The sequence below is a fragment of the Pseudomonas sp. p1(2021b) genome (assembly GCF_020151015.1).
GTDB classification, from domain to species: domain Bacteria; phylum Pseudomonadota; class Gammaproteobacteria; order Pseudomonadales; family Pseudomonadaceae; genus Aquipseudomonas; species Aquipseudomonas putida_K.
Genome location: NZ_CP083747.1, coordinates 199,462 through 219,709, shown reverse-complemented (window position 1 = coordinate 219,709; position 20,248 = coordinate 199,462). Strand labels below are relative to the sequence as shown.

21 protein-coding genes and 1 pseudogene are annotated in these 20,248 nt (G+C 55.9%); 19 read left to right on the top strand and 3 right to left on the bottom strand.

The window, feature by feature from the left end:
• Positions 1 to 132 precede the first annotated feature (132 nt).
• From K8374_RS25530 to K8374_RS25510, 5 genes are all read left to right on the top strand, one after another.
• Positions 133 to 384, top strand: a complete 252-nt coding sequence (locus tag K8374_RS25530; protein WP_023383614.1) for a hypothetical protein — start codon at positions 133 to 135, stop codon at positions 382 to 384.
• A gap of 416 nt (positions 385 to 800) precedes the next feature.
• Entirely contained in the window at positions 801 to 1,226 is a 426-nt protein-coding gene (locus K8374_RS25525) for a hypothetical protein (RefSeq protein WP_023383615.1), read from the top strand.
• Between the two features lie 65 nt (positions 1,227 to 1,291).
• Positions 1,292 to 2,272: an IS5-like element ISPa16 family transposase gene (locus tag K8374_RS25520; protein ID WP_038410028.1), complete on the top strand. Its 981-nt coding sequence runs from the start codon at positions 1,292 to 1,294 to the stop codon at positions 2,270 to 2,272.
• Between the two features lie 194 nt (positions 2,273 to 2,466).
• Positions 2,467 to 2,766: a hypothetical protein gene (locus K8374_RS25515; RefSeq protein ID WP_023383616.1), complete on the top strand. Its 300-nt coding sequence runs from the start codon at positions 2,467 to 2,469 to the stop codon at positions 2,764 to 2,766.
• Between the two features lie 288 nt (positions 2,767 to 3,054).
• Positions 3,055 to 3,408: a hypothetical protein gene (locus tag K8374_RS25510; RefSeq protein ID WP_060495099.1), complete on the top strand. Its 354-nt coding sequence runs from the start codon at positions 3,055 to 3,057 to the stop codon at positions 3,406 to 3,408.
• A 12-nt stretch (positions 3,409 to 3,420) separates the two neighbouring features.
• Here K8374_RS25510 and K8374_RS25505 read toward each other — a convergent pair whose 3' ends face one another.
• Positions 3,421 to 3,759 carry a hypothetical protein gene (locus K8374_RS25505; protein ID WP_143133189.1) on the bottom strand — a complete coding sequence of 113 codons (339 nt, stop codon included), beginning with the start codon at positions 3,757 to 3,759 and terminating at the stop codon, positions 3,421 to 3,423.
• Positions 3,760 to 3,847: 88 nt separating this feature from the next.
• Here K8374_RS25505 and K8374_RS25500 point away from each other — a divergent pair, with 88 nt between their 5' ends.
• From K8374_RS25500 to K8374_RS25435, 14 genes are all read left to right on the top strand, one after another.
• Positions 3,848 to 4,225: a hypothetical protein gene (locus tag K8374_RS25500; RefSeq protein WP_054894506.1), complete on the top strand. Its 378-nt coding sequence runs from the start codon at positions 3,848 to 3,850 to the stop codon at positions 4,223 to 4,225.
• 107 nt (positions 4,226 to 4,332) lie between these two features.
• A complete protein-coding gene (locus K8374_RS25495) occupies positions 4,333 to 4,959 on the top strand; it encodes a hypothetical protein (RefSeq protein ID WP_054894507.1) in 627 nt (208 codons plus the stop codon).
• A gap of 499 nt (positions 4,960 to 5,458) precedes the next feature.
• Complete coding sequence (locus tag K8374_RS25490; RefSeq protein WP_054894508.1) at positions 5,459 to 5,695, top strand: hypothetical protein; 237 nt, start codon at positions 5,459 to 5,461, stop codon at positions 5,693 to 5,695.
• A 31-nt stretch (positions 5,696 to 5,726) separates the two neighbouring features.
• The gene (locus K8374_RS25485) at positions 5,727 to 5,981 is read left to right on the top strand and encodes a hypothetical protein (RefSeq protein ID WP_054894509.1); all 255 of its coding nucleotides are present in this window, start codon (positions 5,727 to 5,729) and stop codon (positions 5,979 to 5,981) included.
• A 150-nt stretch (positions 5,982 to 6,131) separates the two neighbouring features.
• Positions 6,132 to 6,323 (top strand): hypothetical protein, encoded by a 192-nt coding sequence (locus K8374_RS25480; protein ID WP_054894510.1) that lies wholly within the window; start codon positions 6,132 to 6,134, stop codon positions 6,321 to 6,323.
• Positions 6,324 to 6,698: 375 nt separating this feature from the next.
• Positions 6,699 to 6,929, top strand: a complete 231-nt coding sequence (locus tag K8374_RS25475) for a hypothetical protein (RefSeq protein WP_054894511.1) — start codon at positions 6,699 to 6,701, stop codon at positions 6,927 to 6,929.
• Between the two features lie 216 nt (positions 6,930 to 7,145).
• Positions 7,146 to 7,709 carry a hypothetical protein gene (locus K8374_RS25470; RefSeq protein WP_176483557.1) on the top strand — a complete coding sequence of 188 codons (564 nt, stop codon included), beginning with the start codon at positions 7,146 to 7,148 and terminating at the stop codon, positions 7,707 to 7,709.
• Positions 7,710 to 7,973: 264 nt separating this feature from the next.
• A complete protein-coding gene (locus K8374_RS25465) occupies positions 7,974 to 9,416 on the top strand; it encodes a phosphoadenosine phosphosulfate reductase family protein (RefSeq protein WP_176483556.1) in 1,443 nt (480 codons plus the stop codon).
• Positions 9,417 to 9,471: 55 nt separating this feature from the next.
• A complete protein-coding gene (ltrA, locus tag K8374_RS25460; RefSeq protein WP_047595462.1) occupies positions 9,472 to 11,268 on the top strand; it encodes a group II intron reverse transcriptase/maturase in 1,797 nt (598 codons plus the stop codon).
• A 169-nt stretch (positions 11,269 to 11,437) separates the two neighbouring features.
• The gene (locus K8374_RS25455; RefSeq protein WP_182388349.1) at positions 11,438 to 11,770 is read left to right on the top strand and encodes a hypothetical protein; all 333 of its coding nucleotides are present in this window, start codon (positions 11,438 to 11,440) and stop codon (positions 11,768 to 11,770) included.
• Between the two features lie 262 nt (positions 11,771 to 12,032).
• Entirely contained in the window at positions 12,033 to 12,890 is an 858-nt protein-coding gene (locus K8374_RS25450) for an IS5 family transposase (RefSeq protein WP_082412256.1), read from the top strand.
• 2,348 nt (positions 12,891 to 15,238) lie between these two features.
• A complete protein-coding gene (locus K8374_RS25445; RefSeq protein ID WP_054894515.1) occupies positions 15,239 to 15,886 on the top strand; it encodes a hypothetical protein in 648 nt (215 codons plus the stop codon).
• A complete protein-coding gene (locus tag K8374_RS25440) occupies positions 15,883 to 16,947 on the top strand; it encodes a hypothetical protein (RefSeq protein ID WP_054894516.1) in 1,065 nt (354 codons plus the stop codon). The genes K8374_RS25445 and K8374_RS25440 overlap by 4 nt, the downstream gene beginning before the upstream one ends.
• Before the next feature lie 1,019 nt (positions 16,948 to 17,966).
• Complete coding sequence (locus tag K8374_RS25435) at positions 17,967 to 18,299, top strand: hypothetical protein (RefSeq protein WP_224459405.1); 333 nt, start codon at positions 17,967 to 17,969, stop codon at positions 18,297 to 18,299.
• Between the two features lie 167 nt (positions 18,300 to 18,466).
• Here K8374_RS25435 and K8374_RS25430 read toward each other — a convergent pair whose 3' ends face one another.
• Positions 18,467 to 19,366 (bottom strand): Y-family DNA polymerase, encoded by a 900-nt coding sequence (locus K8374_RS25430; protein ID WP_224459404.1) that lies wholly within the window; start codon positions 19,364 to 19,366, stop codon positions 18,467 to 18,469.
• Positions 19,367 to 19,477: 111 nt separating this feature from the next.
• A pseudogene (gene istB, locus K8374_RS25425) lies at positions 19,478 to 20,231 on the bottom strand (IS21-like element ISPpu23 family helper ATPase IstB).
• Positions 20,232 to 20,248 lie beyond the last annotated feature (17 nt).

Below are 20,248 nucleotides of genomic sequence, written 5' to 3'. Positions count from 1 at the left end.
GCCTCGCCCTCTAACGTGGTCGCTATGATCGCGGTAGGACGGGAGGGGTGCGGCTCATCATGCCCTGCTGCTTTCATGCTCAATGTTGAGCATCTCCTGGATACGAAGCCTACATCCTCCTGGAGATGCCACATGCACAACCTGAACGTATCTGAACTGACCTGGCCCCAACAGGTAGCTCTCGACGACTACGTCCTCTACACGCAGCGCCTTCCTTGCCAAGGTGTCGCAGCTGAGCAGTGGTTGGAGCGGAAGCGAAAAGACTTTATAGAGCACATCATGCACATCAACGAGCAGGCCAGTTACACAGCCTTCCTTGCTCGCCTGATCAAAGAAACTCCCTCGCCCGCCGCCCGCCGAGCTGAACTGGCATCACGCCAATGAAGCCTCGGCTGCAGGTCCTGGTCCTGATCAAAGGAAAACCCCGGCAGACTGATGTCCAGGGTCTTTTCCGCTTAGCCATCACCGCACGCAGCTCTGACGAGTACCCCTGTTGCGTGGTCAGCTTTCAGTAAACGCTTCACCCACCCCGGCCAAGGCTGGGGTTTTTTATGGTTGGCGGTTTCCTCTGGTTACCTGGACTGGAGCCTGGGCGGGCGGTCTGCGCGTGCAGCTGTTTTGTGAAAGCGCAACCCGCGCCGTATGCGATGCGCTTGCACCGGCGTCAACTTAATTTACTAGTATTATGCGTACGTGTTACGCTTCGTTGGATTTCATTTTGCGCGAAGCACTCCGCGCATGCCGATGCCGAGTGACTGAGCGACTTGGTGTCAACGCCCAAAGTCGAAGGGAAAATACCGATGAATGAGTACGCCGATTGGAAGCAGGCGGTCGTGGAAGCTGTAGCAAGTAAGGGTCAGATCCCCCGCGACATCGCAGCGAAGGTTACCGAGGACAATAGCCCTGTCCTCCAGCATGCATGGGGCCTGCAGCTCGATGTCAACGTGGCTGCAGTAAGGATCATCGAATCTGAGGAAAGTGCGGCGATTGAACAGCACAAGGCCAGCCTGACCATGATCTGTCGTGTCGCGCCGTGGGTACTCCTGGCTTCCGGTGGTATGGCTGTGATTGCTAAGACGTTCCATCCGCTGGCCGGCACTCCACTCGCAATGATCGATTCACTGGCAGTTTTTGCGGGAGGCACTGGGGGCCTTTGCGCCCTGTGCTTCTACGCAGCTGCGCGTCTCAAACTGGAAGAGTTTCAGAAGACTGAAGAAAAAACCTAAGGAAGGTCTGAAAAAGACTTCCCGAATCTGGTGAAATACGCCGATCCCGCCAGCCGAGTTTTTCCATGAAGCAGATGACCTTCGCCGACGCCGAGTACGCCGGCAAGCGCAAGCAGACCCGTAAGGAATTGTTCCTGATCGAGATGGATCAGGTGGTGCCGTGGAAGGGATTGATTGCCCTGATCGAGCCACACTACCCAAAGGGTGAAGGTGGTCGTCCAGCCTATCCGCTGATGGCCATGTTACGTATCCATCTGATGCAGAACTGGTTCGGCTACAGCGACCCGGCCATGGAAGAAGCGCTCTACGAGACGACCATCCTGCGTCAGTTCGCCGGGCTGAGCCTGGAGCGCATTCCCGACGAAACCACCATCCTCAACTTCCGTCGTTTGCTGGAGAAACATGAGCTGGCAGCCGGCATCCTCGGCGTAATCAATGGCTACCTGGGGGATCGCGGCCTGTCGCTGCGCCAGGGCACTATCGTCGATGCCACACTGATCCACGCACCCAGCTCGACCAAGAACCAGGACGGCAAGCGCGACCCGGAAATGCACCAGAGCAAGAAAGGGAACCAGTATTACTTTGGCATGAAGGCGCACATCGGCGTGGATGATGAGTCGGGGCTGGTACACAGCGTGGTAGGCACGGCAGCCAACGTGGCGGATATCACCCAGGTCGACAAACTGCTGCACGGTAACGAGAACGTCGTCTGCGCCGATGCCGGCTACACCGGCGTCGAAAAGCGCCCCGAACATGCGGGCCGCGAAGTGATCTGGCAGGTCGCAGCACGCCGCAGCACCTACAAGAAGCTCGATAAACGCAGCGCCCTGTACAAAGCCAAGCGCAAGATCGAGAAGGCCAAGGCACAAGTGCGAGCGAAGGTCGAGCACCCGTTTCGAGTGATCAAGCGCCAGTTCGGTTACGTGAAGGTGCGCTTCCGTGGCCTGGCCAAGAACACCGCTCAGCTGGTGACGCTGTTCGCGCTGTCGAACCTATGGATGGCGCGCCGACATTTGCTGACTACCGCAGGACAGGTGCACCTGTAATGCGGAAAATGGCTGCTGCGAGGTGCTCGCGGCGGCCAAAAACGGAGAACTGAGCGGGTTACCTGGTCGATTTTGATCGACGGCCCGCTTTCAAAAGCAGCAAGGGCTGAAGTCGACCGGAAATACAGGGTTACTTCAGACCTTCCCTAAAGACCTACGATGACCCCGACCATCACCGGAAAGGAACAGTGTGGATGAGTACCCTGAACAACTATTCCGAAGCGGACCTGGACACCGAAATTTCGGTGAAGCTGACCCTGCGCGACTTGCTAATTCTGAGCTGGGGGCACGAGAGCGTTTCCTTCGTGCCTGGGGAAGCGTCCGACAAAGAATTCAAAGCTGCTGAACAGAAGATCGACAATGCCCTCAACCAGCTTCGTGTACAGATCTCCCGGGCAGAGCGGCCAAATCTCATGGTTGATGAGGGGCAGAGAGCGCCGCAACTCAGTGCTGATGCCATCCAAACCGTGTTGAAAACGAACACCAGGAACTGATCACGGTAAACGCTCAGGTGTACCCCAAGCCCCGGCCTGATAAACCGGGACCGAGGCCGTAGAGACAGGTGTGATTTTCGCGCCCGCATAACCATAAGGGACCTGTATGAGAAGAGAAATGGATCCAACCCGTCCAGTGACAAGAAATCGCGTTCTTTCGTTTTTCGGTGCGGCCGTGATCTGGTTCATCCTGATAGCACTTGACAGCCGTTCTGAGCACATCAGTGCGTTACTGTTCTTTGTCTTGGCGTCATATATGGCCCGTAGTATTTCGGGAATTAAATCGAATTGAACCAACTTACTTATGTGCTGCTCGCAGCCGCTGCATTGTATTTTTTCTTTGCAACCCTCCTGAAATCAGCCGGCGCTTTGTCATCAGCAAATTTTAGGATTGGCGGCACGAAGGTGCCTGTGTTACCTGGTATTCTAGTTTTCTGGCTAATTGCCCTTGTCGTTTGGGCGATTTTTGATGCCTTCGGCGTGAGGGTGATTGCCTTTACGGCGCTAGTAGCAATTGAAGCCGTTGCGTTCTTCTCGTTGGAGAGGGGAGAGGCCGCCAGTGATAATGCGTTTCTTTGGCTTCTCAAAGCATTCACGCTTGGCGGTCTGTTCATAGTGGCGCTGACGATGTTCGCGGCGTAACGCTGCCATCAATCACCCCAGATAACGGACAATTCCACTATGCGCCAATCCACGACAGACCCCATTGAAGGCGAAGTATGCGCCGCACTGGCAGCTTACAAATGGGCTTTGGTTCAGACGAGCTACAGAAGCCTCTGGCATCGCCTGTTGTGTAGCGCGGGTGACAAGGCTGCTATCAGCCATTCTGCCGCTCTTGATCGAGCAGAAAAACACGCTCAGCAGGTTGTCAGCAAAACGCCTGAGCATCGTTCGGCATTGGAGCGAATCGTTAGGCAGCAGCCAGAACACGTTGCCAAGAAGGATCGCTTTTTCGACCTGCTCAACACAACGTTTGAACCATAGGGAAGCCATGAAATTGCCGTCAATGCAATTTCGGGGCTCTCAGGCATAAGATAGGCAGCTTTCACCCCTATTTAACCCATTTCAGTGAGGCAGCAGGATGCGGGCGTTAGAAGAGATCGTTACCGAGTTTTTTCAAGGCTGGGACGGCAAACACATCAGCGAGCCAGCTTTTGGAGCCCTACGCGAGCTGGCGAAAGATGGGCGCTTTGATCAAATGACAACCCTGCTGGAGGCCTGCGTTGAGCTGCACGGGCGCGTAGCAATGGGTTTTGTGTTGGATCATCTGCCAGGGGTCCTGCTCAATAATTACGTCTACGGGCAGGCCGAAGCATCTGCGACGATTGTTGAGAACTATTGGCGCGACGAAGATGTTGCCACCACGATCAGAGACGCTGCACTGAAGCCTGGCAAATTATCTGTGGTCGTTCCGAAGATTCTCAGTGACCTTGGTAAAATGGCCGAGTCGAGCCGCTAACCTCACTAGACCCGCTGCTCCTGCCTTGCTCGGCCGTTGGCAGGGCAAGCAGTGTGTAAAGGCGCGGTTATCGCGCCTCATCATTTGACTGCGACAGGAGGCATGCCATGACAGTATCCCCGCAAGCAGATTCTTCGGAGCGCTCGCCAACCGCCGATGAGGCGGCGGGTATGGCATGGTGGAACTGCATGCCCGACGTCGAACGTAGCCAATGGCTAACTGCTTCAGGTACCGGTTCGGTGGCCGACGCATGGGCAGTGCGTAAGGGTGCCCAGGCTCATGAAGCTGCCGACGCTGCGGTCTATTTCAACCATCTGTTTTGGTTCGATCAGCTCGCCCAGCGACGCCTGGCTGTCGACGCAGCCCCTGATAATGCGGAAGCCGCTGCAGCGCTGCAGAGCGTTGAAGAACTGCTGCGGTTGGAAGAGTTGGAGCGCCACTTGCCTCTGCGCGCTTGGTGCATCGGCGACGACTATGTGGTCGTCGCCCGTTCAGTGGAGCAGGCGTTGGCCGTGGTCGAGGCCGAAGGGGGCGAGTTCCCAGGCGGATGGGCCGATCCCAGGCTAGTGGAAGAACACATTCCCGACCCTGCGAGCTCGCGGCGCACAAGCTTTGAGGATGCGCCGGACGTCAAGTTGACGTTCGCTGAAATACTTCCGCGATTTCGGTTCCCCAGGATTATTTGGGTATGCCCCTTTGGCAACGAATGGACCGATCCCGAGTACGATGAATGAGCGGTACCGCACACGGTGAAAGCTCCCGAATCACAGTGGCAGGCGTGGCCGCCGAGACATGAAGGTGAGGCATGAAGCTGGATCGCATCACAGGAAATACTGAGAACTACGGGCATCACCTGCAAGGGTTCTGTACCAATCCGGCGTGTAAACCCGGTGCGCTTGGCCGGCAGGTAGCTGAGCACCCAGAAGGCAGCCAGCAGCTGCCAGACGGTGTGCACCTGTTTGAGTGCTGCAGTTGTAAGCATCGCTTTGAGGTTCAGGAACAGTCATCAGCGCCGGCAGAAGTAGCACCTGTGATTACGTCTGGGCTTTCGAGCCTTACCGTGCCATGTCCATGGTGTGGTCACCGCAACGAATACAAAGCTGAGGTGTGGCCCTTGCTGAATAGCGGCGGCGTATTCGCTATTACACCCATCACAGCGTATGCGGTGGATTGCAGCGAGTGCCATGCCGTCTACACGCTTCGGCCGCAAGCCGAGTAGCGACGGATAACGCCATGTTGAATCTTGTAACTGACCAGCGCCCAGGTGAGCCAGACGTGCTTTCTGCGGTGAAGCATGCAGCTTTTGAAATCCGTTCTCTCGCAGGCGATGTGCTCCTAGCCATTGCCGCACCCCCAACGGGCTGGACGCATCAGCAGCTGATAACCGTTGCGTACGAGCATGTGGCAATAACCCGCGACGGGGCCGATGGCTACCTCGGCGGCGAATGGATTGGCAGTAGCGAAATCTGACCAGAGTCGTTCAATTGAGCAGGAGATCACCATGCAGTCCAATAACCACCCCGCGGCGCCTGACAGCTTTGAGCGTTCCCGTTTGACGGATCTGGTAGCGCTGCATCAAGCAATCGCAGCGCTTGGCCAGGCGCCTGACTTTATGGCGGTAATTGAGCAGCGTTCGGCGCTGTATGACCGTGTGCGCGCTCTTCACCCGACTCTGGTAAGTGCTGAGGAGGTTTCTGCCCTGAACTTGCTAATTGGATCAATGGCCGAAACGCGCAAGGAAACGCTCGGCCTCTAAATTTTGCGCGGGCGCAAGGGCTCGGGCCTACGCCCGCCCACCTGGTTACGCCGCCCCCGGCCCATAGACTGACCCGACCCCCCCATCCATTTTTTATATCGAGGATCCCGCCGTCGCTTTCGCGGCTGCGCCCGACAGGAGAAACGCAACATGGCCAACCTGACCACGCCACAGATTCACGCCATCGGCGATTGGTGCGCCGAGCGCGGAATGTTGCCGCAGCGGATTGATGCCGCTGATATCAAGGCCGCGTGTGCCAGTCTGGGCATTTTCTTGGTCGGAGTGCTGAGTCAATACGAGGTCGAGGCGATTAGTGACGTTTGCGAGGACGCCGCCGGCTGACGGCACAGGGCACTCACTATGCACGTACGTGGTTTCTGTTAAATCCAGGCTCCCAGTTATAGAGCGATGCAAGTCTCATGCGATGCGGCGCCCCATTGATAACTAATTTATCAGGTTGACTAGGAACGTTATGCTTGATTCACCTTTTTCTTGCAGCAATTCAATAGTTTGGTTCTGCGGAATTGCGATATTTATTCTTGTTTTCCAGTTCGTTAGGCCGAAAGTTTGGGCAAAACCTTTCGCAATAGTGGGGATTTGCCTAATGATGGTGAATTTTGCGGCGTTTGGGCAGATACCTTTGCGCTATGCATTCGCTGATAAACTCGAACTCTGCCGGCCTTATGGTCTCTGAGGCGCGTTTCACGGAGCGACAGCATGGTTAAAGACACGAATGCTAGCGAGCGGATCAGCCGGGCTGAAAAGCACGTCAATGAGCAGTTGAGCTACGGCGGGATTTTCCCTGGTACCGGGCCTTTCGGCGGCACGCTTGAATATCGCTATCATGATGGAAATTTGGCAGACGAAATCGGCCAGATGCGCCGCCTTGCTGATGCGTTCAGCCAGCTCGCTGATGCGCTGGAGTCGGACTCCAGGTTGAGTTCATAGAATTCCTTAATATCGGACTGGGACTGACAAATCTGGCTGCACCATCAGCCCGCTCCGTCACGGTTTCTTGCAGTAGCGTGTCTTCCAGCTCTAGGCACATCCTTTCTCTTGCGGCCTAACTGTCAACCCTTTAGGCTCAGTACCCGCCCGCAGTCTGCGCGCTGCGAGCATGTGATCACCAAGAAATAATCAGTTTTATGCTAGGGATTCTGGGGTATGAGGCGGCAAAAAGCAGATCCGCGCAATGCGCATATGGCTAGCTACGAGCAATTTGCCTGGCAGGATGCACTGGCCTTGGCAACTTGGTTGAAGAGTGCCTTCGATCTGGTGCAGGTAAAAGAGGCCTTCGATGCCCTTTCAGTTGAGCAACTTCATGCGTTCGAATCAGAATCCGAAATCTTCATCCGGGAGCTGTTAGCCAAACCTGTGAGTCAGCGTCCAGCCTACTTGCGCAAGGTCGGCAAGAACGTAGGTGCAATGACCCAAGCCATGCTAATTGTCCTGTCGATCATTGCCCAGGTCCGGGTTATGGAGGTAATTGAAATTCGTGACCGGTTTCGCTACTCGCTGTCTCCAGGCAGCGGAAATCGGGCCACCTGCGCCAGCATCTACGCATTTAACAACGAGATGAGGGATGTCACCTTCATGGATTGGCCTACGCGTGTGTTCGAGGTGCTTGCTGAGCAGGAAGCCGAGCACAAGGCTTTCTTGGCGACGCATGGAGACATTCTTGAGCAGTGGGCGGCTGCAGTTCGCCCTCTCCCCCCTGAGGCAGACTGATCGAATACCTCAACGGCTTTTCTTTTGCCTCCAGTCAACAGCTAGTGGCCTGAGGCCAGTGAAACAGACCCACGGTTTTGTGCGGCCTGTTTTCATAGGCAAATCCCCAACCGAAAGTCTGGCACCGGGCGTGTACAACTGCAACGATGATGATAGTGACTCCTAAGGGTGTTGGGTGGGGGGGGATGTCATCAAGTTCAAGAATCATGCTCGGTGTTGAGCATCCCCAGGATACGAAGCCTACTTCCTCCTGGAGATGCCAATATGAATCAGATGCTTGTACCCGAATTGATCGCCGTAAACGACTACACCCACGCAGTTCCTGCCTTGGGCAGTGCTGGTCGCTTTGCCCGGATCGTTGCGCGGGCGGAAGCCTGCATTGCGCGCATCGACCAGATTATCGATCAAGGCTTCACATGTAGCTCAGCGACCTCGTTCGGTAAGGACAGCACGGTTGTGCTGGTACTGATGCTAGAGGCCATCCGGCGCCGTGTCGAAGCCGGATCGTACGTGCCGCCGGCTTTCGTCAGTCATGCCCAGACCACCGTAGAGAACCCAGCAATGGAGACTTACGCCGAGGCGATGATCACTGAGCTGGAGGCGCACTGCACGAGGCTCGGACTGCCAATCACGGTAGTCAAAGTGCAGCCTTCAATGACCTCGACATTCGCTTATGCCACCCTGGGTCGCGGCAAACTGCCGGTTTTCGCTGGCGCCTCTCGAAGCTGCTCGGTCGATTGGAAACTGCGCCCGCAGCAGAAAGCGCTCAAGCAACTGCTCTCCACGCTGCAGTCTCCTGGTGAGCTGGTGACCTTCGTGGGCACTCGTTTGTCAGAGTCGGCAACCCGTGCCGCCAACATGCGCGAACGGGGTGAGGAGGAGGCCGGGCGGCTGGTGCTCAATGAGCATGGCTCGTACAACTGCTCGATCATCGCCGACTGGGAGATGGAGGAGGTGTGGGAGTTCCTCATGGCGTGCGAGGCGAAGCGCGGTGGTCCTTATCGGACCTTCGTCGACAGTTTCGACTGGTGCCTGGAGCTCTACAAGGAAGCTAATGAAGGCACGTGCGCAATCATCACCGGCGATGGTGGTAACAAGGCGGCGTGCGGCTCTCGCTTTGGCTGTGCCTGGTGCACGGTCACCGGAGAGCGTGACAAATCCATGGAAGCAATGATTGCGTCTGCGCCTGACAAGCATGGACACATGTCGGGAATTAACCGCTTCCGGAACCATCTCATCAACACCCGCTGGGACATGGAGCGTCGAGACTGGATCGGGCGCACAACCTCGGACGCCGGCTACATCAACGTCACAGGAACAGCCTACAACGCAGAGATGCGCCGTGAGCTGTTGCGGTACCTGCTGACTTTAGATGTGCTGGAGGAAGAGCGGGCTGAGGAGCACGATGCGCGGATGTTCCGCGGCGAGCTGGAAAGGACGGAGTCCAACGAAATTCTTCGTGGTAGCACCTTCCAATTCATAACGCCGAAAAATCTCCTGGCCATCGACTTTGCCTGGTCACTGAGCTACGGCTTTGACCATGCCTTCCCCGCTTTGTCGGAGTGGTACGAGATCCGTGTCTTAGGGAAGCGCTACCTGATCGATGATGTCGCTCCCACGGAAAAGGGCATCATCCCAGAGCAGCGTTGGTTCAAGTTCGATGACTGGCAGAGCCCGGCGCAGGAGATGGGCTTGCAGGACGCTTAGAGCGCCAGTTAAAGCTGGCGGAGGATAGTCGATGAAAGTTCGATACTGGTAAGAAATGGCGAATCAACCAGACCCCGAGTCATGCATGTTGCACCGTGAGGTGCAGGGTGAAGCGTTGACAGGGGAAACCGATGGGCCAGCCATTGAGCCGCGTAATCAGGAATTCGGGATGCCGATGCTGTTAAGCGAAGCAGAAGGCAATACGGAGCATGGCGTTATACGCCAGTCATGCTCTGATCCCGCGCGGTCGGAGACCCTGTGCACGTCGGGAAGTCCTTCGTACGGAAACTGGGAGATCTCAGCGGCGCCCGGTGCGCAAGCATCGGGCGGAGCAGGAAAGGCCAAAAGCTGTAACCCTGCTGCCTACGCTGCCGAGAAGTCGGATACGTCCGTAGTACCTGAGAAGCCATCGAACAAAGGGCCTGGCCCTGCGGAGATAGTGGAGGAAAGGGACGTAGCCAAGGGAAACACCAACAAGCCTCCCGCGCCCCGGACACTGAGCCGGATCAGTCGCGCGTCGATGGGACTTGAAGGTGTACGTGAAGCAGCCAGAAGAAACAAGGGCATGCAGTTCACGGCTTTGCTGCACCACATCACACCGCAGTTACTGGCGCAGAGTTTCTATGCTCTGCGCCGGGATGCAGCAGTAGGCGTGGACGGCATGTCGTGGCGGGAATACGAGGAAGGTCTTCTCCAGCGGGTAACTGATCTGCACGCAAGGCTCCACGGTGGAGCCTATCGGGCAACGCCATCGCGGCGGGTCTACATTCCCAAAGCCGACGGCAGGCAGCGTCCGCTGGGCATTGCCTCTCTGGAGGACAAGATCGTACAGCAGGCAGTCGTTACCGTTCTGAATGCGATTTATGAAGAGGACTTTCTGGGTTTCTCGTATGGGTTTCGGCCGGGACGTAGCCAGCACGATGCGCTGGATGCGCTGACGGTCGCGCTCAAGGGTCAGAAGGTGAACTGGATATTGGATGCGGATATCACGTCGTTCTTCGATGAGATCGACCATGAATGGATGCTGATGTTTCTGGGACACCGGATTGCAGACCGGCGCCTGCTCGGGCTTATCTGCAAATGGCTTCAGGCGGGTGTTATGGAAGATGGCCGTAGGGTTGCTGCAACCAAGGGGACGCCTCAAGGCGCAGTGATATCGCCATTGCTGGCGAATATCTATCTTCACTACGTGCTGGATCTGTGGGCAAGGCAGTGGCGCCAGCGGCATGCCCGTGGCGATGTAATTATTGTGCGTTATGCGGACGACAGCGTGGTGGGTTTCAGGACGAAAGTGCAGGCTCAGCAGTTTCTGGTGCAGTTGCAGGAACGGTTGGCCAGGTTCGGTTTATCCCTGAACGCCTCGAAGACACGGCTAATTGAGTTCGGTCGTTTTGCTGCGAGAAATCGCAGGAAGCGAGGGTTAGGTAAACCGGAGACGTTTGACTTCCTGGGCTTCACGCACTGTTGTAGTACCAACAGAAGCGGTGGGTTTCAAATACTGCGACTGACGGTCAAGAAGCGAATGCGTGCGATGCTGCTGGCCATGCGGGATGAGCTGAAACACCGACGTCATGAACCCATCTGGGTTCAAGGGCAATGGCTCACACGGGTGGTGAGCGGTTACTTCAATTACCACGCGGTGCCGGGAAACCTGACACGTCTGGGTGGTTTTCGTTCGGCGGTCTGCCGTTTATGGCGGCAAGCCCTCAAACGTCGTAGCCAGCGTAATCGACTTCAATGGTCACGCTATGGACGCCTTGCTGATCTCTACATACCTAGGCCCAGAAATGCACACCCTTACCCTGAGGATCGCTTCGCGTCACATACCCGAGGCAGGAGCCGTATGCGGTAGTCCCGCACGTACGGATCTGTGCGGGGGGCGGCAGGTAACTGCCGTCCCTACCGCGACCCTCGAAGCCACCAACAAGCACCGACACCCTGAACGTCCGGCGCTGCGAACGATCCGAGACCGCTTTGAGGGCAAGGAACGCAATATCGTCTACTACGAAGAAGCCGATGAAATGGAAATCGACCCGGCAGATGCAATGTGCTTGGTCGACTCGTTCGATGAAGCGTTTTACACGTTGGCGAAAAGTCTTTCTCCGACTGACAGCGCCAAGTACTACTTGAACAAAGGCTTGGTCAAACTGGCCAAGGGCAAGGCTGCTGATTACGATGCAATGGCTCGCCGAGCGCAATTCTGGCAACGCATGGAGCGCGATCTAGCTGGTACCGATCTGCGTTCCTACATACGGCATCATTCGATCAGCAACGCCGAGCACGAACAGGTCCTGGAGTCGATGAAGGTTGAGTCCACCAATCAAAATTCGGCGATCTCGGATCTATTTGCTTAACTAATCGAAGGCTACCTCTTGCGAGGTGGCCTTTTTTTTCGACGTCGCTGACGTAGCTCGTATATGGGTTTTCGCGGTCAGGTTGCCAATCTGCTTGTTTCTTAGTTAGCGGTCGCCGCAGGCGTTGTGCCAAACGGCGCCACTTCAGGAGACTATTCAATTGGTGCTAGGTTCTGTACGAAATCCCGAGAAACCCAATTGGCGCCCTTCGGAAGCTGAAATTCTGTAGGGTTCCCGGCCATCTACGGAAAGGAATTCTGTGATGGCAAAGCGTTACGAACTCTCTGACGAGGCCTGGGATGTAGTCTCTGATCTCTTCATCGAAACTCATGGCCGAGGGCGGCCACGCTTAAGCGACCGCCTGATGCTCGATGGCGTGCTCTGGGTGCTCTGCTCGGGCGCTGCATGGCGAGACATGCCGGAGCGCTTCGGCCCATGGTCAACGGTGTATCAACGGTTTCGCGGCTGGCGAAACCAGGGGACGTTCGATCAGATGCTCAAACGCTTACACCTGAGATTGAATGAGCAAGGCTTGATCGATCTGCAAACCTGGATGATCGACTCAACCGCCGTACGTGCAACCCGAGCCTCATCTGGTGCTCGGAAAAAAGGGGGGGCTGACGAACCTGCCGATCACGCTCTAGGCCGCAGTCGCGGTGGCCTGACGACCAAGATCCACATGCTCTGCGACGCTAACGGGATACCGTTGCGCTTCCTCCTCTCTGGCGGTCAAGCCAGTGACATCAGCTACGCCCAACCACTGTTGGACGAAGTCAGCATTCAATCGAACCAACGTGGCCGCCCGCGTAAGCGCTGCAAATGGTTGCTCGCCGACAAGGGCTACGACGCCGAAGCGCTGCGCCGTTACTGCGACCAGTACCGAATGCAACCCGTCATCCCGATGCGCTCAATGAAGCGTAAACCCAAGCCTGGCTTACCCAGACTGTTTGATCGACCCAAATACCGACAGCGCAACATCATTGAGCGCATGTTTGGCTGGCTGAAAGAGAACCGCCGCATCGTGACGCGCTTCGACAAGCTCGCGAAAAGCTATGCAGCCATGGTCTCACTGGCTTGTTCCATGCGGTGTTTGCGACATCTCTTTTCGTACAGAGCCTAGGCTGGTCCAGGTGAGGGCCGACGTAAGCGATCACCATTCTGTCCTCAATGATGTCGAAGTAGATCCGCATCCCTTCCACAGCACCCCACCCGTTGCCGGTTCTTAGTCGGTACTCAAAGAATCGAATCTCGCCCTTGTAATTAAACTCGCGCTGAGCTCTCATCGAAGCGTCTTGAGAAACCGACTGCGACTCTTTTGCCGCGAAGGCTCCTGCGAATAGTTCTCTGCCGACAGTTCCCATAGGTGTGCCAGCACGAACTTGGTCTAGGTAATCGAACACCAGCTTGCAAAGGTGCTCGCTGAGGCGTTCCGGATTAGCGAAGTTCTCAGATTGCCGAGATGACTTCCAGGCAGAGTCGAGTACGAGAAGGCGATCAGGGGCCATGAGGCTGTAAAACCTCAAGAGCTCCTCTGGCTTAAGGCGTTGCCCCTGTACCTGGCGGCGTGCGAGATCCATGAATGACTGATCCAACGTTCCGTTAGAGGTCTCCCCCCGGATTTGAAGTGCCTTGTTTGCAGAGTTGAGACGGAAGATTTCTACCTGCGCGGCCTTGAGTTCAGTTTCGAGGCGAGTATTTGTTTCGAGCAGCTCTGTCTCGATGTCGTTTTTGCTATCTTGTATCGGTGGTGGAGCTTCTTGGATCGAATCAGCACCTTGCAAGTCTGTGGCCGAAGGCGAAATGTTGGACTGTGCAGCCTTAGTGGCATCTATTGCATTGATAAATAACTGAGCTGCTTCTAAGACAGTCTTTGCCTGGCTCAGACCGCGGGAGATCAGTTCGTTCCGTTGTAGGGAGAGATCTGCTCCTTTCTTGCTCAGGCTGCCCAATAATTCAAAGTCGCCATTTCCACCTTTCACTGCTTCCGAAATTTCCTTGTTCACATCCACAAGGGCTCTGGCCACAATCATGGCGTTATCCGCGACAGTCTGATCTTCTAGGACCTCCTTTGTCGCACTTCGAAATGCGCGCGCACGGTCTACCAGGTCTAGATTTATTACCACTGCTGAAAGGGTGCTTTCTGGGATTAGGTCCTGCCCGAAGGTGACGCCAGCCGCCGCAATAGCAGCTTCATCAACATTTAATTCTTCCAGGTCATTGCACAGGTATTCCCACAACTCATTCGCATCCTCAATCACGCTCCAGACCGCGTATCTGGTGAAACGGGATGCTGGCGAGGCCGCCACTGCGAAGCTCTGCAGGGTTTCAAGAACGGAGTCTATACAATCCGCGCTCCTTGTCACTCGCCTTTCCAAAGCGCTAAGTGATGCAGTCAACAGTAACGGTCCCCCCCAATAAATATCCGTCTTAAATATCGGGGAGTAGGGGTTGATCTCTTCGATAAGATCTGAGGAGGCAACATACATTGTTTCGAGCTGTGGGTGGTCCACGAGTATGCAATCTCGGATAAAGCGAACCGGGATCATCTGCAAATAAAGATGAACCACCATCTCAAGACATAACTGAAGCCTCATGCTACTGGCTATAGAACTGTAGTCATTAACAGATCCAAACACCGCCTCAAGCATAAGGGCTGCCGTGGCGATTTCGTGACTGAACCCGCCAACCTCCATCAATTCGCCAAGCTGGGGAATTGCCTTCTCAGTCATCGCCATCAGTTCGCTAGATGAGCTTGAGTAGATTTGTTTCTGGAGATTTTCGTAGAGGTCGTCGCCAATGATTTCTTTGGTTCTGTCTTCAAGCCTGGCCTGCGGCATCAGTTCCCGCACACGCTCTACGCCAAGACTTTTTTCGAGTACTGCGCGTCGGTCATCGTCCAATAGCACAGTCGACAGCAACATGCCATTTGGCATCAGTTTAAGATCACTACGACTGAAACCCTCAAGCCGGATACCCGATTCGATGATCTCGGCCCTTAAATCGGAGACGTTCTCTGTGGCCCCATACCAACTCGACCATGCCTCATCGCACGTAGACGGATGTATAAACTTGGTTGGGGACGTGACGACGGAATGAATCCTCTCATCGCTCATGAGACCAGTCTTGCGGTCTGGTGGTCTTCTGACCTTCTTCTGACGGGCCATCGTTGGTTCCTTGTTATTTGTGTGATGTGGGCCCACTGAGTCCACACCAGAACGCTCTGGGGTTACAGGGTGTCCTCAGATTGTAGAATGCCGTTTCCGCAGACAGGGATTCAACAGATGACCCGCGAGCGAGAGAGGTTACGCCATCAGCCCCTTGACCACTGCCCGACCTTCGGCTGTCTGGGGGCATCAGGTGCCAATACGCAGAAACGCTCGCCAGAAAATCGCCATTCGGGCCTAGGCAAACAGATCATCCGCATTTAGATTATGTCTACGTGTTATGTATCCGAAAACTGAGGTTAAAATGGGCGTGGATCAAAGTACCGATGGATCATCAGCCACGAGCTTAGCTGTAGAGCGCTCTGTGGTGACAAAGCTTGTCATCACGGGAGGTGTAAACCTTGACCCGATCACTGTCTTTCTTGAGGACCTCGGCTGCAGGGTTTCTCCCCGTGATGACGGCCAAGATAGTGTCAGTTGCCAGGGTAACCTCACCGTCCGCTGCGCAGGGGAGAGCTGGACTTCATACTGGGGCGGCATGGGTTCAAGGACGGTGACTGAGTTTGTTGCCAAGTGCAGTGATGAGTACATTCTGAATTGCCTAAGCCGCGGCCTGAGCAGCACTCGATTCAGCGCAAAGGCTCTCAAACAGCTCTCAGCAAGGTGCATCATCGATCGCCGGCGTGAGCGCAGCGGTACCGATTGGGAGCTGGGGTATCTCGACGCTGAAGAGGCTCGTTCGCTTTACGGGCGCCTCGATGAGCTTCGCGATGTTGAGTCGTTGCGGGACTGCTGGAGTCATTCCGAGCTCCTATCTCTTTTGTTCGGTGATGAATGGCATTACCCCGTCGATCGAGCTACTGAACCAAACCCGGACTACATGTACCTGCTGCGCATCGTCCAAGCAGTCCAGCAAGCGCTCACACAACCTGTCGAGGTGGCGGCAGCATGAACAGTTCTGGACAGCTGGCAGGCCTGCCGCCTTTCGCTAACCTGGTCATCCGAAAACTGCAGCGCTTTGACGAATACGCCAGCGATGGCCAAGGCGCTGACATTGGTACCCAGTGGTTTGATGTTCTCACCCAGCTGGGCTTGCTCAAGCGAGTTCAGCGACGCCCGGCCCTATGGCAGGTCACCGATCAAGGGGAGCAGCTCTTGGAGCTCCAGGCAGGCCCCCAGCGCAGCGAGGATGCTGTGCGGGTTGAAGCGGTCGCTGTGACACGGACTGATGAGGAAGGAATGCGGCTTGAGTGGCTGCTTGAGGGCGGCATCGCAGCGCTGGAGCACGCGGACCAAGTCCTACTGATTGCTCATGGCTCGATCACGGACGAGGAGGGCGCTGGCGAGGTCTATCTGAAGGCTCCAGCTGTGCCGTCCGCAGACCAGCGCGACATGGCTCGCGTATACGACGTCATTGGTCTGCACCATGGTCACCCTATGGGCGTGCTGCTGACTAACCTGGGTAACATCAAGCGCTTCTCGGACTACCTGGGAGCAGTGGAGCGCGCATTCTTCATGGTTCCAGGTGAGGCGTCGGAAGAAGCAGAAGATGCAGGCGCACCCATCGACGAAGAGTGCCTGTTGAATAAATTCCCGGCGACCAGTACTGAGCATTACGTTGATCAGTTCCGTGAGGCCTTGATCACGATCGGGGCCTTACCGCGTAATGAGCCTAGTAGCTCGGAAGTCGACGAGCTCAGGTCCGAATGCAGCCTGTTGAGAGCCCAGCTGGCTGAGTTGCCGGCGTACATTGCAGCGCTTGAAAAATTCCAAGCCGAGGATGGCGATTTTGTCCGTCTTGCCGACGTGCTTGCAGCACTTTCCGCCTGTGCCGATCGGACCCAGGCAACTGAATTTCGCCTGTTGGTGCACGGCGAGAAGATGCTTGCTGATGACCAGTTTTTGGCGGATGACGCGACTACCTGGCGCCAGCTTGTAGAAAACCCTGTGTTTATCGGCATGCCCTATTCACGCGGCTTGGTCCCGGTGCGCCGGGTAGCTTCTTCGGCATAAGCAACACCTACCTTCTACCCGGCCTAGCCGGGTTTTTTTATGGGTCGGATCCGGTGCGCAAGCGCGTTCGGTCGATTTTCACTCTCCCGGCACCAGGGCGGGAGGCAGATCTTCATGCTGGGTGTGGTTCATCTCATTGGCACTAGGACAACGTCGAGGTATGCCATGACCTGTTTCATCGCGGTTAGAACCAGCTGCACCATTCCTGAGAAAATGCATGTTCACTCTGTGCTGAATGAGCAAGGCCTTATCGGTAATCGTTACCCCAGGACTATGGAGCAAGTACCTCGCGCAATTCGCGAGTACTTCGAGCAGCTTCCGCTCGGTCCCGAAGCAACGAGTATCTTTTCGAACGAGGTGGAAACTCTGTCTGATCGTAAGGCAGCTGCTGACTCTCTCGGACAGGCGCTTGAAACATTGCCGGATTCGAAAGTACGAGGCCCCGTTAGGACTGCGCGCATTAAATGTAAATTGGCGGCGCAATACGGTAAGTCGCATGTGGACTTGACTGACCGTTACTGCGAAGTGAGCGATCTGCTCCATAAGGGCGGTGTGACAGTCCACTTAAACAAAGGCATGTAAGCGCGCAGCGCTTGATAGGGATCAAACATGAAAGCAGATATCAGCAGTTTCGTTAAGCACGCCCGCCGTGTAAATCGGGTATTAATCCTATTGAAGAAACAGGGTGAATACGACAAAGCAATTGACTGCAAAAGCATTCGTAACCTTTGGATGTCTGAGGCTCGGCGTTCCGCAGTCTGAACAGCTGATTTTCATCAGCGATCGGTCTAACCAATAGGTAACACCATGACCAACTACAATACGGTTAATACTCACATCAACACAATCCGTGCTGGCGATACAGTCCTACACAACGGCGAACTACGCACCGTCTGCAATTCGGACATTAAACGTGGTGGTTTCATGGGTACGTCATTGTTTGGAGACAGCTACCGCTTGGGCACTTTGCCTGTGCAGCTTGTACGCTTCAGCTGTGCCGTATAAACAGGAACTCCAATATGCAATACAAAGTGAACTACCAGCTTGGTGATAAAAAACGTGAAGCCATTATGGCGCAGATAGAACTGGATGAATGCCGAAATCATTGTGAAGTGATTGAGGCGGTAGATCGCAGCTGTCAACAGACGTCTGCCTCGGTTTCTCCCTCAGAGATTCAGGAGGACGATGGTTGGACTGAATTCTCCTATGGCGGTAAGCGCTGGTCGTTCGATTCCGATCAATTGGCACAATGGGATGAGGAGTTAAAGTATTTTGATTTCCTTGATTACCATTTGCTGATTAATCCCACTATTGAGTCAGTCACTGCCTTCATTCATCGTCAAGATTATTAATACCTTCACCCTACCTCGCGAGCGCTTTGTTGCGTGGCGGGATTCCATATCAACGCAATACCCACCCGGCCACAAGGCCGGGTTTTTTGTCCGCGCAATAAAAAGGTACGGTATGACGATATTGACCGAGTGTGCTTGCTAGCGGGTCCAAGCATTAGTAATTTTACTTATCGGCATTGTACTTTCCATAGCTGTTCCCAACTGGTCATGTAGCTGGGACTAAGGAGTGCTCGGCGCATACCCCAATCTGGTGTCAGTGGCACAGCAGCAGTCCGCAAGCAATCATGCCCCCAGCGCCGGTTGATTTTGTCCATGGTAGCCATCAATGCATCTGTGCGCTCCGGTTGGCTGGGGGTGAACAGATCCTGCGTATACTCCCCTCGCTTGCGCAAATCCATTAGAAGGACTTCTGCCTTGCTGTATGCATAGCCCGGCCGGTAGATCCCCTCCAGGGCACGCAGCGCGTAGCGGGTGAGCTGACGGACATCATCTGTTGGGTAGGCTGGGATGATAGTTGCAGCATTGGCGTACTTCGGTCCGTCGCCATGGAATGACGTCTGAATACCGATGCGTAAGGCACCGCAGAGAGAGCGTTGCTTCCGCAGCTTTTCAGCGGCACGGTGAATGTAGGTCGCTAGGGCTTCCTGCAGGCCCTTGCGGGTATGCACGCGTTGACCAAACATCTTGCTGGTGCAGATTGATTGCTTGGGTGGGGCAGATTGCTCCAGGTCCATGCATGATTCGCCCTGCAGCTCTCGGATGGTCCTTTCCAGCACGATGCTGTACTTACGGCCCATTGACCGCGCATCAGCTTGAGAAAGCTCCCACGCGGTGCTGATGCCATCACGAGCAAGGTTGTCGCGCATACGACGACCTATCCCCCATACCTCATCAACCGGCATTCGTCGAAGTAGCCATTCGATTGCCTCAGGCTTGCGCAGGTCTACCACGCCGCCTGTTTTCTCCCTCCACACTTTTGAGGCGTGCTGCGCCGCCTTTGCCAGGGTTTTGGTATGCCCAATGCCGACGCCCACTGGCAGCGCAGTCCATTGCGGATTCCACGCCATCCGGCCACCCAGTCCGCTCTCATCTGGCCAGGCATTCCACGGCCATCTGGCCACCTGTTCCACGGCCATCCGGCCGGGCAGTCGGAGCGCAGCGACGCAGGGGGGGCATTGTTAGTCTGAGGTGCCCGGTGTCGTCAATTTCTTCGTCTGTTTGCGCATCGACTCACCCTTGAGGTTGATCCGATAAGCGTTGTGCACCAGGCGGTCGAGGATGGCGTCGGCCAGAGTCGGATCACCGATCAGTTCGTGCCAGTTGTCCACTGGCATTTGGCTGGTCACGATGGTCGAGCGCTGGCCGTAGCGGTCGTCCAGTAGCTCCAGCATGTCGCGGCGCTGTTCCGCGTTGAACGGGGCCAGACCCCAGTCATCAGGATCAGCAGGTCGGTCTTGGCATAGCCGCTCATCAGCTTGGCGAAGCGCCCGTCGCCGTGGGCTAGGCCCAACTCTTCCAACAGGCGCGGCAAGCGCAGGTAACGCACGCTGTAACCCTCTCGGCAGGCCTGGTGGGCCAGGGCGCAGGCCAGCCAGTCTTACCGACGCCAGTCGGGCCGTTGATAATCAGGTTGAGTCCGTCGCGTAACCACTGACCGCTGCTCAGCTGGAGGATCAGCGCCTTGTCGAGTCCGCGCGGGCTGCGGTAGTCGATGTCTTCGAGGCAGGCGTTGTGCTTGAGCCGGGCCTGACGCAGGCGGCTGCTGAGGCGCTTGTCGTCGCGCTCGGTCAGTTCGCGGTCGACCAACAGGCCGAGGCGTTCCACGAAGCTCAGGCTGTCGATGTCGGGGGTTTTCAGTTGCTCGGCGAGTGCCTTGAGCATGCCGGTCAGGCGCAGGGTCTGGAGCTTGTCCAAGGTCGGATGGGGCAGCATGGTGGGATTCCTTGTGT